Source organism: Pelomicrobium sp. (assembly GCF_036803785.1).
Classification (GTDB): Bacteria; Pseudomonadota; Gammaproteobacteria; order Burkholderiales; family UBA6910; genus Pelomicrobium.
Genome location: NZ_DAIRTR010000028.1, coordinates 1 through 17,292 on the forward strand (window position 1 = coordinate 1; position 17,292 = coordinate 17,292).

The following is a 17,292-nucleotide window of genomic DNA, read 5'->3' on the forward strand; positions in this document are numbered from 1 at the left end:
GTCCCAGCGGCCCCCCCCGCTCGCTTCCCCGGCGCGTCCCAAGACGATGACGGGCAGCTGAGCGCTTATGTTTCCGTCATGGATCGTCAGACGGGCCACGAGCCGGGAGAGGGGGAGGCGGTTGCGGTCCAAGGGCCCCGGTACGTGGTTGAGCGCCTCCACCGAACCTTCAAGCTCTTTGTCCGCCCCTTCCAGCGCAAAGCGCAGTTCGGCCCGGGTCGCCGGCCAGGAAGGGTTCAGTCGGGACAGGTCCAGCTCGTGGAACTCCCCGGCCAAGCGGCGCAGCGGGTGCTCCTCGAAGGGTGAAATGCTCGCCTGGAGTGTTCCCTGGCCCCAGACGGCTTCGGGAGTCACGGTGAGCAGAAACCTCTGCAGATCACCCGACGCATGCACCGTGGCCGCGTCGAGATGGGCAAGACGAAGCTCGTTCAAGCGCACCGACGCTTCCAACCGAAACGGGGCCGTCCCTTCCAGCGCACCTTCGCCTTCCATCCGAGCCCAGGGGGTGAGGGCTTGCGTGAGCCGCCACCGGTGCCGCTTGCCATCGCTTTCGAAGCTGAGGGAAACGGAGGTGACGACCAGCGGCTCAGCGCCTTCTTGGATCTCGATTCGCTCGAGCGTCGCCTGCTCGAGGATCACCGCCAGGGGAAAGGTGAGGCGCGTTGGCAAGGCGGGAGGCGCTTCTTTTGGAACGTGCGCTACTTTCAGCGTGCCCATCGACAGCGCTTCCACCCGAAACTTGAGCCGCGCGAGAGCGAGGGGATGCCAGTGGAAGGAAATCCGTTCGGCGCTCACCGTGAAGTCCGGGCTCCGGTAAGCGATCCTGTCGAAGGTCATGGGACCGTAGAGGGAACCCTTGGCCCCTTCGATGGTGAGCGTGCCACCGCTTGCGGCGCTCAGGCGCTCGGCGATCCACGCGAGGGTAGCCTCTCGCCCCCCGAGCCATAGGAGGAGGGCCGCCGCGCCCACCAGCGAGGCCGCCGCGATCCCGAGCGCCCAACCCCACTGCAAACGTTTCATCAGAACACGAAGCCCGCCAGGAAATGAAGACGAAATTCCTCAGTGGCCTGCCCGTAGGCCAGGTCTAGCGCTAAAGGACCCACTGGGCTTTTCCAGCGCACGCCGACGCCATAGCCCAGCTTGAAGTCGAAGTTGTTGAACCGGTCGGTGGCATCGCCTGCGTCGATGAAAGCGGAAATGCCCCACCGCTCGGTCAGCAGGTGGACGTATTCTCCGCTGACCACTCCTAGCACCCGGGCGCCGGTCACTGCGTCCCCCACCTGCTCCCCGATGCTCTGGAAGGCGTAGCCGCGGATGGAGTTGGAGCCACCTGCGCGGAACAGGTACTGGGACGGGACCTTGCGCGGCTGGGGGGCGTAGACCGCCCCCGCTTCCCCACGCAACACCAGGGTATCGCGCCGGCCCACCGGCACGAAGCCCATGGCTTTCGCGTAACCCCGGGCGAAGTCCGCGTCTGAGAGTACTGCCTTGGAGGCGGCGGTGCCTTGCCAGTTGAGGATCCAACCGGCACGGGGATCCACCAGGTTATCCACTTTGCGCTGGGTCCAGCTGTACTGGAGGGGTAGGGCTATCAAGCTGTCGGCCGGGATACCACTGATCCGTTTGCTCTGGGTGAGAAGGCCCAGGGAAAGCTCCGAGTCCTTCTCTCGGGTGCTCTTGAAGCGGCGCAGGAACGCGCCTAGAGTGGTGGTGACCTCGTTCTGGATGTCGGTGCGCTGCCATTGCAGGCTTCCGCCATAGCGGTAGCCGTCGGGCGCGGGGGGAAGGGCAAGGTCCGTGCCTGCCACCTGCTCCTTCTGGGCGAGCTTGAGCCCCGAAGTCCAGCTCCAGGCCCGGTCCAAAATGTTGCGGTCGGTGTAGGCGATCTCCCCGTTGGCCCCCACGTCAGTGCTGAATCCAATGGCGAGGCGCAGCTTCTTGGATGGCTGTTCCACCACGGTGACCCGGATGGGGGCGTGCTCCGGATGCTCCCGGTCGATGTCGGCGCTGACCAAGACCGAGGCGAAGTAGCCGGTGCCGAGCAGATCTTCCTGCAAATCGGTGAGCGCTTTCTCGCTGTAGGGGGTACCGGGGGCGAGGCGGTTCAAGTTTCGCACCAGGCTCTCGGGGTAGCGGGAAAGCCCCTCCACCACCAGGGGCCCGAAAGTGAAGGGCGGGCCGCTGTCGGCCACCACGGTGAGGTCGACGGCGCGCTCCTCCGGATGCACCCGGGCTTCGCTCTGCGCGATCTCGGCTGCTGCGTACCGTTCGTTGGCAAGACCGATCAGCAACGTCTGCTTGCCCTGGTCCCACAGCTGCTGCCGGAAGCGCATTCCTGGCTTTAAGGGCCAGCGCTCCCGTAGCTCCGCCATGCGTTTGAGGTTATCCCAGCGCTCCTCGGTGATGGGGCCGCTGAAGCGGATATCCACCGAGCGGATGAGGGAAGGCTCCCCTGGATCGACCCGGAACCGCGCCCTCCAGCGCTCAGGCATCTGATCGAGGGCGGCTTCGACACGAGGCGAGAAATAGCCTTCCGTCGCCAACAGCTCCCGGATCTGGGCATCGGCGCCCTGGTACAAGGCGAGGAAGCGGCCCCGGCGCATGTCCGGCTGAGCGGCGAGCTGCTGGATCCTCAGGTGGCGCTCCAGCAGGGCCTTGATCTGCGGTGGCGCCTCGATCTCCACCGAAAACTCGGGCTGGCTCGTCTGGGCTCGCACCGGGGCGATCATGAGCATGGACAAAAGCGCGAACCAAGCGCAGCCGAGTCGCATCGCACGGGCCCGGGTGCGAAAGGCAGGCATCGCCATGGCCTTGCCCCTTGTGCTTCGGCTGACTTTCAAAGGCGAGGCGCACGGTCACGCCGTACCGCCAGCACCGCAAGGGCCGCCCAGGCGATGAAGGCGAGCGCGAGAAGGAGGTAGAAGCGCACCGCGCCCAGCTCCAGGAAAGCACGATGGGGAAAGTAGCCCTGGACGAGTCCCACTGCGATCACCAACAGGAAGGCCGCGCCGTAGACCTCCAACAGAAGCCGCAGCAGCCGCACCGTCCTCATTGGTCACTCGCGCTGGCGCCCGTGGGCTGCGGCTCGGCACGGTCGAGGCAGCGTAGGGGAAAGGCCGGCGCCCGGCCCTGCTTGTCCTGCCCCGCGTAGACGGTGAGGTGGGGGTAGGGGATCTCGATTCCCCGTTCGTCGAAGGCGCGCTTCAGGCGCCGCAGGTACTCGCGGCGCACCGTCCATTGTTCGAGCGGCGCCACCTTGAAGCGGCAGCGGATGACCACTGCGGAATCGGCCCAGTTCTCGACCCCGGCGATTTCCAAGTCCTCCAGGATCTTCGGGCCGAAAATCGAGTCCCCACGCATCGCTTTGGCCACCTCGCGCATCACCTCGAATACCTCGTCCACATTCTCCCGGTAGGCGACGCCGATATCGATGACCGCTTGAGCGAACTCTCGGCTCATGTTAGTGACGGTAGAAATCGCCCCGTTCGGCACGAAGTGGACGTTCCCGTTATAGTCGCGTAGCCGCACGTAGCGCAGGGTGACCTCCTCCACCAGTCCTCCGATGCCGGCGACATTGACCACGTCGCCTACCCGAACCTGGTTCTCCGTCAGCATGATGAAGCCGGTGAAATAGTCCTTGACCAGGCTCTGAGCGGCGAAGCCGATGGCAATGCCCGCCACCCCGGCGGTGGCGAGGATCGGGGCGATGGAGATGCCGAGCGCCGAGAGGATCAGCATGCCGGCCACCACCCACACCACCACGGAGACGAGGTAGCGAAAGGCACGGCTCAAAGTCTCAATGCGCTTTAGCTCCTCCACGTCGGCGGCGCGCGCGCTCATGCGCGCACGGAAGAGGCGGATCGCCCGGCGTGCAAGGCCGAGAACGATCCAGGCCATGACCAGGATCAGCAGGATGCGCACGCCATCCTGGAGGTAGGGGAGCAATTCCTTCCATTCCAGAGCGAAGTTTTCCGAGAATTTGTTCATGGCGTATTGGCGACGTGAGGCGACGGAACAAGGGATGAGCGCCGGCCGCGGCAAAGGGGCGACAGGCAGCCAGGCCGCCCGCGTGGCGCAGAGTTTCTTAGGATAACGTCTTTTGCCGCGAAACCCAACGCGGCCCGCTCCGGCTCTCAGCGCTCCCGGGTTTGCGCCTCGCTTTGGGCAAGCTTCGGGCGAGCCATGGGCGGATTTTGGGCGAGGTAGCGCTTGATCCCCGCGAGGATCGCCCGGGCCATTTTGTCCTGGTAGGCTTCGTCCCGCAGCTTGAGCTCCTCTTCCGGGTTACTGATGAAGGCTGTCTCCACCAGGATGGAAGGAATGTCCGGCGCCTTGAGCACCGCGAATCCTGCCTGTTCCACCTCTTCCTTGTGTAGCGCATTGATACCGCCCAGCTCGGCGAGCACCGCCCGGCCCAGCTTGAGGCTGTCGGCGATGGTGGCGGTCTGGGACAGATCCAGCAGGGTTTGCTTGAGGTAGGGGTCGGGCACGTTGAGATTCACGCCGCCGATCAGGTCGGCGTCGTTTTCCTGCTTTGCCAGCCATTGGGCCGCGGCCGAGGTGGCGCCCCGCTCGGACAGGGCGAACACCGAGGAGCCCCGGGCATGGGGCTTGATGAAGGCATCGGCGTGGATCGACACGAAGAGATCCGCGTTGACCTTGCGCGCCTTGGCCACTCGCAAGTGCAGGGGAATGTAGTAATCGCCGTCGCGGATCATGGCGGCTTGCAGGTTCTCTTCTTTGTCCACCAGGGCTTTCAGCTTACGGGCGATGGCGAGCGTCACGTCCTTCTCCAGGGTTCCGCGCCGGCCGCGGGCGCCCGGGTCTTCACCTCCGTGGCCGGCGTCGATGGCGACGGTGATGAGCCGCTTCGGCTCCGGGGCTCCGGCGCCGGGGGACCGTTGCTCGCCGCGACCGGGCGCCGGCGCGGCCAACTCTCGTTTCATCACCAGCGCCATGAGGGGATCGACGGGAGTGAGAGGGTAGACGTCCACCACCAACCGGTGTCCGTATTCGCCGATGGGCCGCAGGGGAAATGCCTGGGGGTTGACTTGCTGCTTTAGATCCAGCACGACCCGCACGGTCCCCGGCTTGAACCGGCCGACCCGGATGGCTCGAATGTAGGGGTCCTCTGCCGTGACCTTGTCGGGCAGGGCCGTCAACGCGGGGGAGAGCTCCACGCCTTCCAGGTCGATCACCAGACGGTCGGGATTCTCCAGGGTGAACACGGTATAAGCCACCTGGGCCGGCAGTTCCAGGGTGACCCGGGTGTATTCTTCGGCCGGCCACACCCGCACCGCGGTCACGGGCACCTCGGCCGCCCGGGCGAAGGCGGCTAGGCAGAGAAGTAGCGGTAGGGCAGCGGTGACAAGGCCACGCAGGCGAGTGCCCAGGGAGCGTTTCAGTCGGTGGAGCGCGTGTTCAATCGTTCGATGCACCGTTCACCTAGGGGCGTATGGGCGCTGATGTGGACGATTCGGCCCGAGTCTCGAAAGGCGATCCGGATGTCCAGGTCGGGGGGCGGCAGAAGCCCGCCCGCTTTCTCGGGCCATTCCACCACGCACACCGAGCGGGGATGGAAGTAATCGCGAAACCCTGCCTGCTCCCACTCTGCCGGATCATCGAAGCGATAAAAATCAAAATGATAAAAGTCTAAGTTAGAGATAGCATAAGGTTCAACCAGGGTAAAGGTCGGGCTTTTCACTTTTCCCCGATACCCGAGGGCCCGCAGCAACCCCCGCACCAGGGTGGTTTTGCCGGCGCCCAGATCACCCCCCAGGTACAGGCGCAGGCCCGGTGCCATGCAAGGAGCGAGCGCTTCGCCCAAGGCAAGGGTTGCCGCCTCGTCGGGCAAGAGGCAGGAAAAAAAGGCTCCGTCCCCGGTATGATGGGAAGTATGCACGGCGACACCCTAGGCAGCGTGCGGCTCGAAGGCGCAGCCCTCGCCCGGGCCATCAAGGGCTGGGGCCGCGCGCTGGGGTTTCAGCACGTGGGCATCGCGCAAGCCCACCTGGAGGAAGCCGAAGCGCGGCTTCTGGAGTGGCTTGCCCATGGCTACCACGGCGACATGGATTATATGGCACGCCATGGGGTCAAGCGCAGCCGCCCAGCGGCCCTCGTGCCTGGCACCGTGTCGGTGATCAGCGCCCGGATGAATTATCTGCCCCCCGGGGCGCGGGAGAGCGAGTCCGTGCTGGGGGATTCCCTGCGCGCCTTTGTGTCCCGCTACGCCCTGGGGCGGGACTACCACAAGGTGGTGCGCCACCGCCTCGTCCGGCTTGCCCGGTTGATCGCCCGGCACGTGGCGGGCTTTGCTTGGCGGGCCTTCGCCGATAGCGCTCCGGTGATGGAAGTGGAGCTCGCCGTCCAGGCCGGCGTGGGGTGGCGCGGCAAGCATACCCTGCTCCTAGCCCGCGATGCGGGTTCTTGGTTCTTCCTGGGCGAGCTCTACACCAATCTTCCCCTTCCCCCCGACCCGCCCGAGCCGGACCACTGCGGCACCTGTACCCGCTGCCTGGACGCTTGTCCCACCCAGGCGATCATTGCGCCTTACCGGATCGACGCGCGCCGCTGCATCTCCTACTTGACCATCGAGCATAAGGGGGAGATTCCCGAGGCCTTGCGTCCCCTCATGGGCAATCGGATCTACGGTTGCGACGACTGCCAGCTCGTCTGCCCCTGGACCCGCTTCGCCCAGACGTCCGGGGAGCCGGACTTTGCTGTGAGAAACGGGCTGGATGACGTGAGCCTCGTGGCGCTCTTTCACTGGAGCGAGGCGGAATTCCTCGAGCGCTTCGCCGGTAGCCCCATCCGGCGCCTCGGCTACGAGCGATGGCTGCGCAACATCGCGGTGGCCCTGGGCAATGCCGCCACCACGCCGGAGGTGGTGGCGGCGCTGGAGGCCCGGCGCGACCATCCCTCGGCCCTGGTGCGAACCCACGTGGCCTGGGCCTTGGCGCGCCATCGGCACCAGCGCTCAGCCGCTTGAGAGCGCCCGCTCCACCAGGGCGCGCACCGGCGGTGCTAGTTCGAGCGCCAGCGCCTGCTCCCGTGCTCTGGGCGACATTTTGTTCCAGGTCTTGCGCAGGATGTCGACCACCTGGGCTTCGTCATGGCGGCGGGCGAACTCCGGCAGGGCATGTTCCAGGAACGTGAGGCACGCGGCATCCTCCAGGCACTGGGCTTCCGCGTCCCGGCGCAGCCGTTCCTTGCGGATCAGGGATTGCACCCGAGCGATCATCGGCTCGTCATAGCCCGCTTCCTTGAGGAGCGCCCCCGCCAGCCGGGCGTGGGCCTGGGCCTGGGCGGCCCGCCACTGATGGTAGCCGGCCCAGCCCGTAGGGTAGCTCTCTCGAGGGATCGCCCAGCGCTGCAAATGCTGGCAGCGTGCTGCCAGCCTGAGCGGCTCGGAAGCCTGCGGCTCGAGCCGCTCCACCCAGGCGCTCACGCGCTCGGCGTAGAGGGCTTCGCCTGGCCACGGGACGCCGTCCACCGTTTCGATATGGGGATCTTCCCGATGGATGGCCTCGATCAGCGCCAGAGCGCGTTGGAAATGGGCAGAAGGCATGGGGGCACACAAGAGACGGTTGCAACCTGGCCCATCATTGTACGGCGGGCGGCCCGGGTGGAAAGGGGGCGGCGGTGGCGCTAAGATGAAAAGCATCGCGATCAAAACAAAGGAGAAGCCCATGCCCATCCAAGTCGGCGATCGCCTTCCCGAGGGCATCCTCACCGAATACGTGGAAACCGAGCAGCCGGGCTGCAGCGTCGGCCCCAACCACTTCAACGTCGCGGACCTCGTGAAAGGCAAGCGCATCGTGATCTTCGGGCTGCCGGGGGCGTTCACCCCCACCTGCTCGGCCAAGCACGTGCCCGGCTACGTCACCCACTACGAAAGATTCAAGGGCAAGGGCATCGATGAGATCTGGTGCATCTCGGTGAACGATGCTTTCGTCATGGGCGCCTGGGCCCGGGAGCAGAAGACCCTCGGCAAGGTGCGCATGCTGGCCGACGGCAACGGAGACTACACCCGCAAGCTAGGCCTGGAGATGGACTTGACGGCCCGCAACATGGGCATCCGCTCCCAGCGCTATGCCATGCTGGTGGAAGACGGCGTGGTCAAAAAGCTCAAGGTGGAACAACCGGGCAAATTCGAAGTCTCGAGCGCCGAGGCCATGCTCGCCGAGCTGTAACCCGCCGTCGGGTCGTGGCGCGGACCGTTCGATGAAGTCCCCGTGGTGGCAGGCAGCCGTGCCGGGCGTTGTCCTGCTCGCTGCGCTGGCTGTTCCCGCCATGACAGGGAGTACCGAGGAGACTGCCATGACGCTCACACTCAGCTCTAGCGCGTTTTTCCATCAGGGGCGAATCCCAAAGAAATACACCTGCGACGGGGAGGACGTCTCGCCACCCCTTGCCTGGACCGGCGTTCCCGCCGGTACCAAGAGCCTCGCCTTGATCGTGGACGACCCCGATGCCCCCGACCCCCAGGCGCCCAAGATGACCTGGGTGCATTGGGTGCTCTACAACATCCCGCCCAGCGCAAACGGGCTGCCGGAGGCAGTGGGCACCCGACTGCCGCCGGGCACCCTGGAAGGCTTGAACGACTGGAAGCACACGGGCTACGGCGGACCGTGCCCGCCTATCGGACGCCATCGCTATTTTCACAAGCTCTACGCTCTAGACACGGTGCTCCCGGATCTGAAGAGGCCCACCAAGGCCCAACTGGAAAAAGCCATGGAGGGCCATGTGCTCGCCGTCGCGGAGCTGATCGGCACCTATCAACGGTGAGACGTGGGTGCGGCCGGGCCCGCTGAAGAGCCCGGTAGCGCGTGGGACAGTCGCCCGAACGGGCGAAAGGCGGTGGCGGCTGCGGCAAACCGAGGCAGGCTGTCATCCTTTGCCGCGGACCGATTGTTCTTGACCGAACGTCAACCCCCGCCTTTCCGAGTCAGCGCTACGGCCCGAGGAGTGCTGCCAAGCACATGGCATAGAAAGTGTTTCTCTCGCGGGGCAAGCTTGCCATAATTGCGACCCGACCCCGCTTGAGATAAAAGAACAAGATCTCGCCCCCAGCGTGCAGACCGATGGGGGGTGAAACATTGAATCTTCGGTAAATGGTTTGGCGAACCATTTACTGCAGGTTGCCCTCTTCTCCAACGGGAGGGTGAAAGGGCCGGACGTCATCTCGCTATCTGGGTGCGCCCGGCAACCACTCGATCGCGCGAGGGGGGATGGAAGCACAGACGAGCAGGCCGCACCTGGCCATCGGGCACTATCGGCTGGAGTTTCAGGCTGAGAATCCCGTCGTTTTCGGGGAGTTCGCGGGCTCCGCCTGGCGTGGCGCCTTCGGGCACGCGCTCAAGCGCGCGGTGTGCGTGACCCACGAGCGGCGGTGCGAAGCCTGCCTCCTGTACCGCACCTGCCCGTACCCTATGTTCGAACGCTTGACCTGATGAAGAAGGGATTAAGACTCGGCTAGGGACAGCATGTGTCGCCCGATCGTCCGCTGATTGGAGTGTAAACAAGTGAATGTTAAAGCCGAAGACAGGAATTTTCTTAACCGCTTCGCTCCGTGGTGCTTTGTCTCCTGTTAGCACATTGCAACGATTGATTAGAGCAATCTTCGAATGGAAATTCTTAGTGCATCACGGGCGAGAGCCGGGATGCAAGCTAGGCCCAACGACGAGATATAATCGCTACCGGTTGTCAAAGCGATTTTCATGAGGCTACATGTGGTCGCCAACGTGGGAAAAATGTGCGGTTCCGCAAGTAGGTAACCGCTTCAAGCTCGCGAATAGCACCCGCGCTTTAACGAGCAGGCCGGCAGCTTCCATTGGCGAGAGTGTACAGCGGGGAATTAAAGCATGAGCATCCCTTTTTGTTTGCTTTCTACGCATTGGTATGGGGTGGCGGCTATTCTTTACGGGTTGATCCTCGCGTTTGTGGTCCGCCAGGGGCCGTGGGCGCAGCTCAAGGAGCACGCAAAGCTCAACGCTTATCTCGGCACTTGTGTGATATTGATGGTTTTGTGGTGGATCAAGACACCTCTTCTGCCTGGGATTGAATACCATTATTTGGGTGCCACGCTGCTCACTCTCATGTTCGGCTGGCGGCTCGCCGTGATGGGCGTGAGCTTGGTGCTGGCGGCAAGCACGCTCAACGGCAATGCTGATGTCCTGAGTTATCCCTTGAACGCCCTCCTCATGGGCATCATTCCAGTGATGGTAAGCCATTGGATCCTCAAAGTGGGCGAGCGCTTCTTGCCCCCCAACTTTTTCGTTTACGTGTTCTTGGCGGGCTACTGGGGGAGCGCTCTGGCCATGATCAGCGCCAGTCTCGCGACGGGGGCCGTGTTGTGGCTAGGTGGTGCCTATTCGTTCGAGGTCATTGCGGACCGTTTTTTTCCCTTGCTCTTCCTGCTGGCTGTACCGGAGGGCATGATTACGGGCGTGCTCATTGCCATGATGGCGGTGTTTCGGCCGGCATGGGTAAGTACCTTCGACGATACCCGGTACCTCAGGGGACAGTGAACGCGGGGCGGCGATAGCCGAGGCCAGGCGACCGCGCCGATGTGCTGGAGCGTGGGCCTTTTCAGGCTGCCGCCATCGCCTCGTCCAGCACTTCAATCCAGTGTTTGACGGGGAGATTCGTACCGCTGCTCAGGTGGGTGAGGCAGCCGATGTTAGCGGTGGCGATGAGCTCAGGTTTGCCCGAGGTGAGGGCCGCTACTTTGTTGCGCAATAGTTGCTGCGAGAGCTCCGGCTGCAGGAGGGAGTAAGTGCCTGCCGAGCCGCAACACAGGTGAGCATTGGGCACGGGCGTCAGGTCGAAGCCTGCCCCGCGCAGAAGCTCTTCCACCACGCCCCGCAGCTTCAGTGCGTGCTGCAGCGTGCATGGGGCATGGAAGGCGAGCTTGGGCCTAGGCTTTCCATCGAGAAGCTCGACGATGCGCTCCCGTTCCGCGGTGATCACCTGACTCACGTCTTTGGCAAGCGCCGAGACTCTGGCCGCCTTGGCCGCGTACCCTGGATCGTGGCGCAGCAGATGGCCGTACTCGGCCACCATGGCACCGCAGCCGGTGGCGGTGATTACGATGGCTTCCGCTCCCTGTTCCACATGAGGCCACCAGGCATCGATCAGACGGCGAGCGTAGTGGAGCCCTTCCTCCTGAGCATTTAGGTGATAAGAGACGGCGCCACAACAGGCGGGTCGCCCTGCGCGCACCAGGGAAATGCCCAAGCGGTCCAGCACGCGAGCGGCTGCGGCGTTGATGTTGGGGGCGATTCCAGGCTGCACGCAGCCGTCCAGGACCACCATTCGCCGAGAATGGCGCGGCGTGGGGCACGGCGTTGGCAGTTGGCGCATCGGTACGCTCTTTTGCAGAACGGGGGGCAAGAGCGGCCGGACAAGCTGCCCGAGCCGCAGCAAGGGATTGAATATCCAGGGTCTGGGGAGCACCGTTCTGAGGGCGCCGCGCACGAGCCGCTGGAATCGGGTTCGGTCCACTTGTCGTTCGATGACGGCGCGGCCGATGTCGGCGAGTCGACCGTACTTGACTCCCGAAGGGCAGGTTGTCTCGCAGGCGCGGCAGGTGAGGCAGCGGTCCAGGTGGAGTTGCACCTTTTTCGTTGCCGGCGCTCCTTCCAATACCTGCTTCATGAGATAGATGCGACCTCGCGGGCCGTCCAGCTCGTCACCGAGGAGCTGATAGGTAGGACAGGTGGCGGTGCAAAAGCCACAATGGGTACAGGCGCGCAGGATTGCCTCTGCTTCCCGGCCTTCCGGTGTATGACGTATGAATTCGGCGAGATGGGTTTCCATTCGGGTTCACATGCCGGGGAAGAGCCGCCCGGGATTCAGGATCCCAGCCGGGTCAAAAGCGTGCTTGAGCCGCCGGTGGATGCGCTCCAGGGTCGCGGGCAGGGGGTGGAATACGGGGGTCGTCCCGTCCGCGCCGCGGAACAGGGTGGCGTGGCCACCGGCACGTTGGGCCGCCGCCCGCATCTCCGCCGCCGGTGCGTCCTGGGCGATCCAGCGCAAGGCCCCGCCCCACTCCATTGCTTGTGGGCCGAGCCCAAGGGGTGGGCTGGTGGTCTTGATCGAAAGCCGCCACAAGCGGGGGCTGGAGGTGAAGAACGGATGGGTCTGCTCCCGCACGGAAGTCCAGAAGGCCTCGCCCTCGGCTACTTCCTCGCCGCCGATCTTCGAGCGAGCGGCGCGGATGGCGCTCTCCGACCCTGAGAGGCGGATCCAGAGCAAGCCTTCGTGATGGAAGGTGGCGGAAACGGGTAAGGGCTTGCCGGCGAGGGCGTTCATGGTCTCGATGGCCTTCGCCTCGTCCATTTCCAGGCGCAGGGTGCACTCGGCTCGGGGCCGGGGCAGGACCTTGAGAGACACTTCTAGGATGACGCCCAGGGTTCCCAGGGATCCCGCCATTAGGCGCGAGACGTCGTAGCCCGCCACATTTTTCATTACCCGCCCACCGAAGGAGAGTTCGGTGCCGCGGCCGTCCAGCATACGCACGCCCAGCACATAATCGCGCACCGCGCCACTCGTGGCACGACGAGGGCCTGAGAGACCCGCGGCGACGCACCCGCCGAGGGTCGCCCCTTCGCCGAAATGCGGAGGCTCGAAGGGCAACATCTGCCCCTGCTGTGCCAGTGTGGCCTCTACCTCCCGGAGCGGCGTCCCACAGCGGGCGGTGAGCACTAGCTCGGAGGGTTCGTAGTCCACGATGCCCCGGTAGGCAGCGACCTGCAGAGCCTCGCCGGCCACGGGACCGCCGTAGAAGCGCTTGGTGTTTCCGCCCACGATATGGAGCGGGGTGCTTTCGGCTGCCGCACGCCGGATCGTTTCCGCGAATCTTTGGATTGTTTCGTCCATGGCCTAGAACCGGGGCAGGTCAGGGAAGCGTTCCTGCCCCGCTTTGACGTGCCTGCGCCCGAATTCGGCGCAACGAGCCAGGGTCGGCACCGCCTTGCCGGGGTTGAGCAGCCCACGTTCGTCGAAAGCGTGTTTCAACCGGTGGAACGCTTCCAGTTCCGCCGAGCGGAACTGCACGCACATCTGATTGAGTTTCTCCACGCCCACGCCGTGCTCCCCGGTGATAGTGCCGCCCGCCTCGATGCACATTTCCAGGATGCGACCGCCGAATTCCTCCGCCTTCTCCAGCTCTCCGGGCACGTTGGCATCGTAGAGGATGAGGGGGTGGAGGTTGCCGTCGCCGGCGTGGAAGACGTTCATGCAGCGCAACCCGTACTCGCGGGAGAGGGCCTCGATGCCCTTCAGCACTTGGCCCAGCTTCTTGCGTGGGATGGTGCCGTCCATGCAGTAATAGTCGGGCGAGAGGCGTCCCGCGGCGGGGAAAGCTGCCTTGCGCCCGGCCCACAGGCGCAGCCGCTCTGGCTCATCTCGGGAGACGCGAATTTCCGTGGCGCCGCTCGCCTTCAGGACCTCGATGACGCGGGCGATCTCATCGGCCACCTCTTCTGCGGTACCGTCCGACTCGCACAGCAGGATCGCCTCCGCGTCCAGGTTATAGCCGGCGTGTACGAAGTCCTCTACGGCTCGTGTGGTGAGCCGGTCCATCATCTCCAGTCCCGCGGGCACGATCCCAGCGGCGATGACCGCGGCGACGGCGTTGCCCGCCCTTTCCAAGCTGTCGAAAGCGGCCATTACCACCTGGGCGGTCTCGGGCACGGGGAGCAGCTTCACCGTGACCTCGGTGATGACCGCCAGCATCCCCTCCGAGCCGGTGATCAAGGCGAGTAGGTCATAACCCTGCGCGTCCAGCCCGTCGGCACCGAACTCCACGATGTCGCCTTCGATAGTGACGGCGCGCACCTTCATGACGTTGTGCACGGTCAGTCCATATTTCAAGCAATGGACGCCGCCAGAATTTTCTGCCACGTTACCACCGATGGTGCAGGCGATCTGGCTGGAAGGATCGGGGGCGTAATACAGCCCATAGGGTGCCGCGGCTTCGGACACGGCCAGGTTGCGTACCCCTGGCTGTACCCGGGCGGTGCGTGCCGAGGGGTCGATCTCCAGGATGCGCATGAACTTGGCCAGGGAGAGCAACACCCCCTCCTTGAGGGGGAGGGCCCCTCCCGAGAGGCCGGTGCCGGCACCGCGGGCCACCACCGGCACGCCCTCTGCATGGCAGAGGCGCAGGATCTGCACCACTTGGTCTTCGGTTTCCGGAAGAACCACCACTGCCGGCACTTGCCGGAACGCGGTGAGCCCATCGCACTCGTAGGGGCGCAGCTCTTCTAGCTCGGACAGCACATTGTCGGGGCCCACCAAGCGGCGCAGTCGCTCCAGCAGGGCACGGGTGAGGGCTTGGGTAGAAGTCTGTTGGGCGTGGGGCATCGATCTCTCCGGAGCCTAGGCTCGGGGCTGGATTTTTTCCGGATTTGGATTTTCCCTTTCCCCGGCGGGCGGTTCGGCGGGCTCGCTTAGGGGTCCGCGCGCAGGCGTGCGTTCCATGACGGCCAGTCCCAGCCGTGCGGCCGCCCTCAGCAGATGGTTGCGGGCAGCGTCCTGGGCAGCGTCGGGGTCTCCTGCCGCGATGGCCTGGAAAAGTCGCCGGTGTTCCGCTTGGGCGGCCTCGGCCAGGCTCGGCTCGCTCCAAGTCGGACGGCGGCTGTCGGCGAAAGGAGGACCGATGAGGGCGATCAGGCGCTCCAGATAGGGGTTGTGGGCGGCGACGGCGATGGCCCGGTGGAAGGCGTTGTCCGCTTCCGAACCATCGCCTTGGCCCGCGAGGGCACGGTCCATGGCGGACAGGGATGCGTCGAGCTTCTCGAGGTCCTGGGACGTGCGCCGCAGGGCCGCCAATTCGGCAGCAGTGCTTTCCACCGATAGGCGCAACTCGAAGATGTGGGCGAGCTCGTGCGGGTCCGGCTGATCGTGGCGCGCGAGCTTGAAGCTCAGCAGTGCCGGCCGGGCCGCCACGTAGGCTCCCGCCCCCTGGCGGGTGACCACATGGCCGTCCGCCTTCAGGCAGGCGATAGCCTCCCGCACCACGGCCCGGCTCACCCCGAAACGCTCGGCCAGCGCCCGCTCGGTGGGTAGCCGGTCGCCGGGGCCGAAGGCGCCATCCCGAATAAGGGTTTGTAGCGCCCGAATCACCGTCTCGGTCAAGGGCAATGGCCGGGCGATTTCCCGCAGGGCTTCCATGGCCGTCAACAACGAGGGTGGGGGATCAATAGCGTGTCTATTGACATTCCGAAAACGGAGGCAAATGGCCTGGTTGTCAGACCAAACTACCCGGGAGTCGCTTCCTCGTCAAGATGCGCGTCTGTCGCTATAACGCTACCGTATGCCTTCGGGATGAAGACCGGTCGGCTGTGGAGGGCAAACGCCCGAGCGATGCGTTGGCCAGCGGGTGGCTTATGGTGACGATAATTTCATATGATGGAAGATGGATTTGCAATCTGCAATTCTCGGTGCTATGCTGTATTCCATATAACAACAAATAATTTCATATTTTGAAAACCGATAGGAGGTCGCTATGGCGAAGATGACCGCCGCGGAAGCGGCAGTGAAGGTCTTGGAAAGCGAGGGGATCGATCTCGCCTTTGGCGTGCCGGGCGCGGCGATCCTGCCGCTCTACGACGCGCTGCGCAAGAGCTCCATCAAGCACGTCCTGGTGCGTCATGAGGAGGGCGGTACCCATGCGGCCGAGGGCTACTCCCGGGCGAAGAAGGACAAGATCGGCGTGTGCATCGGCACCTCCGGCCCCGCCGGCACCAACATGGTGACCGGTCTCTATTCCGCCATGGCGGACTCGGTTCCCATCCTTTGCATCACTGGTCAGGCGCCCCGGCCGAAGCTCCACAAGGAGGACTTTCAGGCGGTGGACATCGCCTCAATCGTTCGCCCGGTGACCAAATGGTCCATCACCGTGATGGAGGCGGCCCAGGTGCCCTGGGCTTTCCGCCATGCTTTCCACCTCATGCGCTCGGGGCGGCCGGGACCGGTGCTCATCGACCTGCCCCTCGACGTGCAGAAGGAGATGATCGAGTACGACCCAGAGGCCGATGCGCCCCTGGAGGTATTCAAGCCACGGGCCCATCGCCGCCAGATCGAGAAGGCGCTCTCCATGATGATGGAGGCGCGGCGGCCCCTGATCATCGCGGGCGGCGGGGTGATCAATGCCGATGCTTGCCACCTGCTGCGGGAATTCGCCGAGATCACCCAGACGCCGGTGGTGCCCACCCTCATGGGATGGGGCGCCCTTCCCGACGACCATCCCCTCAATGCCGGCATGGTGGGGCTGCAGACCCAGCACCGCTACGGCAACGCCAATTATCTGCGCAGCGACTTCGTGCTGGGGCTGGGCAACCGCTGGGCCAACCGCATGACGGGCAGCGTGGATGTCTTCACCCGAGGCCGCAAGTTCGTTCACGTGGACATCGAGCCGACTCAAATCGGACGAGTCTTCTGTCCAGACCTGGGCATCGTCTCCGACGCCAAATTCGCTCTGGAACTGTTCGTGGAAGTGGCCCGGGAATGGCAGGCGGCGGGCAAGCTTGCCGACCGGAGCGCTTGGGTCGCAGAAGTGCAGGAGCGCAAGCGCACCATGCACCGCAAGACCCATTTCGACAACGTCCCGATCAAGCCCCAGCGGGTGTTCGAGGAGGTGAACAAGGTGTTCGGCGACGACACCGTGTTCGTGACCGCTATCGGCCTCTACCAGATCGCCTCCGGCCAGTTCCAGAAGATCAACAAGCCGCGCCATTACTTGGTGTGCGGCCAGGCCGGTCCCCTCGGCTGGGAGATTTCCGCCTGCACCGGTGCAAAGCTCGCCTGCCCTGACAAGGAGGTGGTGGGTATCGTGGGCGACTATTCGTTCCAGTTCCTGATCGAAGAGCTGGCAGTGGCGGCCCAATACAAGGTCCCCTTCGTGCTGGTCCTGCTCAATAACGCGTACCTGGGCCTCATCCGCCAGGCGGAGCTGGGCTATGGCATGGATTACGAAGTGCAACTGTCGTTCAAGAACATCAATGCGCCCGAGATCGGGGAGTACGGGGTCGACCACGTGAAAGCAGCCGAAGCCTTCGGCTGCCTGGCGATTCGCGTGTTCGACCCGAACCTGCTCGCTGCGGCTTTCGAGGAAGCGAGGAACCTGGCCAACGAGCACAAAGTCCCAGTGGTCGTGGAGGTGATCACTGAGCGGGCGACCAACATTGCCATGGGTCCCGAGATCGATCAGATCAAGGAATTCGAACCGATCGAGGACCGCACGGGCACCAAGGAACCGGCGACGGCGTAATCGCGCCGTGCCTG

Annotated in this window: 17 protein-coding genes; 6 read left to right on the forward strand and 11 right to left on the reverse strand. The window is 64.6% G+C overall.

The window, feature by feature from the left end; translation table 11 throughout:
- The 6 genes from V7Q81_RS05105 to tsaE all read right to left on the reverse strand — a co-directional run.
- The coding region (locus tag V7Q81_RS05105) for a hypothetical protein (RefSeq protein WP_333840848.1) at positions 1-1,020 on the reverse strand (1,020 nt) is incomplete at its 3' end.
- A complete protein-coding gene (locus tag V7Q81_RS05110) occupies positions 1,020-2,807 on the reverse strand; it encodes an autotransporter assembly complex protein TamA (RefSeq protein ID WP_333840849.1) in 1,788 nt (595 codons plus the stop codon). The genes V7Q81_RS05105 and V7Q81_RS05110, both read right to left, overlap by 1 nt.
- 29 nt (positions 2,808-2,836) lie before the next feature.
- Complete coding sequence (locus V7Q81_RS05115) at positions 2,837-3,052, reverse strand: hypothetical protein (RefSeq protein WP_333840850.1); 216 nt, start codon at positions 3,050-3,052, stop codon at positions 2,837-2,839.
- Complete coding sequence (locus tag V7Q81_RS05120; RefSeq protein ID WP_333840851.1) at positions 3,049-3,987, reverse strand: mechanosensitive ion channel family protein; 939 nt, start codon at positions 3,985-3,987, stop codon at positions 3,049-3,051. The genes V7Q81_RS05115 and V7Q81_RS05120 overlap by 4 nt, the downstream gene beginning before the upstream one ends.
- A gap of 146 nt (positions 3,988-4,133) precedes the next feature.
- Entirely contained in the window at positions 4,134-5,405 is a 1,272-nt protein-coding gene (locus V7Q81_RS05125; RefSeq protein WP_442954764.1) for an N-acetylmuramoyl-L-alanine amidase, read from the reverse strand.
- On the reverse strand, positions 5,402-5,803 hold the full coding sequence (gene tsaE, locus V7Q81_RS05130; RefSeq protein WP_333840875.1) for a tRNA (adenosine(37)-N6)-threonylcarbamoyltransferase complex ATPase subunit type 1 TsaE: 402 nt from the start codon (positions 5,801-5,803) through the stop codon (positions 5,402-5,404). Before tsaE ends, V7Q81_RS05125 begins: the two co-directional genes overlap by 4 nt.
- A 93-nt stretch (positions 5,804-5,896) precedes the next feature.
- Here tsaE and queG point away from each other — a divergent pair, with 93 nt between their 5' ends.
- Complete coding sequence (gene queG, locus V7Q81_RS05135; RefSeq protein ID WP_333840852.1) at positions 5,897-6,988, forward strand: tRNA epoxyqueuosine(34) reductase QueG; 1,092 nt, start codon at positions 5,897-5,899, stop codon at positions 6,986-6,988.
- Here the strand turns inward: queG and V7Q81_RS05140 are convergent.
- Positions 6,977-7,567, reverse strand: coding sequence for a DUF4202 domain-containing protein (locus V7Q81_RS05140; RefSeq protein WP_333840853.1), 591 nt, complete (start codon positions 7,565-7,567; stop codon positions 6,977-6,979). The genes queG and V7Q81_RS05140 overlap by 12 nt on opposite strands.
- A 121-nt stretch (positions 7,568-7,688) precedes the next feature.
- Between V7Q81_RS05140 and V7Q81_RS05145 the strand changes: the two genes are divergently transcribed.
- From V7Q81_RS05145 to V7Q81_RS05160, 4 genes are all read left to right on the forward strand, one after another.
- The gene (locus V7Q81_RS05145) at positions 7,689-8,192 is read left to right on the forward strand and encodes a peroxiredoxin (RefSeq protein WP_333840854.1); all 504 of its coding nucleotides are present in this window, start codon (positions 7,689-7,691) and stop codon (positions 8,190-8,192) included.
- A 127-nt stretch (positions 8,193-8,319) separates the two neighbouring features.
- Positions 8,320-8,787 (forward strand): YbhB/YbcL family Raf kinase inhibitor-like protein, encoded by a 468-nt coding sequence (locus V7Q81_RS05150; protein ID WP_442954765.1) that lies wholly within the window; start codon positions 8,320-8,322, stop codon positions 8,785-8,787.
- Positions 8,788-9,230: 443 nt separating this feature from the next.
- Positions 9,231-9,452, forward strand: coding sequence for a hypothetical protein (locus tag V7Q81_RS05155; protein ID WP_333840855.1), 222 nt, complete (start codon positions 9,231-9,233; stop codon positions 9,450-9,452).
- A 411-nt stretch (positions 9,453-9,863) separates the two neighbouring features.
- Positions 9,864-10,529: an energy-coupling factor ABC transporter permease gene (locus V7Q81_RS05160; RefSeq protein WP_333840856.1), complete on the forward strand. Its 666-nt coding sequence runs from the start codon at positions 9,864-9,866 to the stop codon at positions 10,527-10,529.
- A gap of 61 nt (positions 10,530-10,590) precedes the next feature.
- On the opposite strand, the gene glcF is transcribed toward V7Q81_RS05160, so the two are convergent.
- The 4 genes from glcF to V7Q81_RS05180 are packed head-to-tail and all read right to left on the reverse strand — an operon-like array spanning position 10,591 to position 15,180.
- Positions 10,591-11,820 carry a glycolate oxidase subunit GlcF gene (gene glcF, locus V7Q81_RS05165; RefSeq protein ID WP_333840857.1) on the reverse strand — a complete coding sequence of 410 codons (1,230 nt, stop codon included), beginning with the start codon at positions 11,818-11,820 and terminating at the stop codon, positions 10,591-10,593.
- 6 nt (positions 11,821-11,826) lie between these two features.
- The gene (glcE, locus tag V7Q81_RS05170; protein ID WP_333840858.1) at positions 11,827-12,882 is read right to left on the reverse strand and encodes a glycolate oxidase subunit GlcE; all 1,056 of its coding nucleotides are present in this window, start codon (positions 12,880-12,882) and stop codon (positions 11,827-11,829) included.
- Positions 12,883-12,885: 3 nt separating this feature from the next.
- Entirely contained in the window at positions 12,886-14,370 is a 1,485-nt protein-coding gene (locus V7Q81_RS05175; RefSeq protein WP_333840859.1) for an FAD-linked oxidase C-terminal domain-containing protein, read from the reverse strand.
- Positions 14,371-14,385: 15 nt separating this feature from the next.
- The gene (locus tag V7Q81_RS05180; protein ID WP_333840860.1) at positions 14,386-15,180 is read right to left on the reverse strand and encodes a FadR/GntR family transcriptional regulator; all 795 of its coding nucleotides are present in this window, start codon (positions 15,178-15,180) and stop codon (positions 14,386-14,388) included.
- Positions 15,181-15,514: 334 nt separating this feature from the next.
- Between V7Q81_RS05180 and gcl the strand changes: the two genes are divergently transcribed.
- Positions 15,515-17,278 carry a glyoxylate carboligase gene (gene gcl, locus V7Q81_RS05185; protein WP_333840861.1) on the forward strand — a complete coding sequence of 588 codons (1,764 nt, stop codon included), beginning with the start codon at positions 15,515-15,517 and terminating at the stop codon, positions 17,276-17,278.
- Positions 17,279-17,292 lie beyond the last annotated feature (14 nt).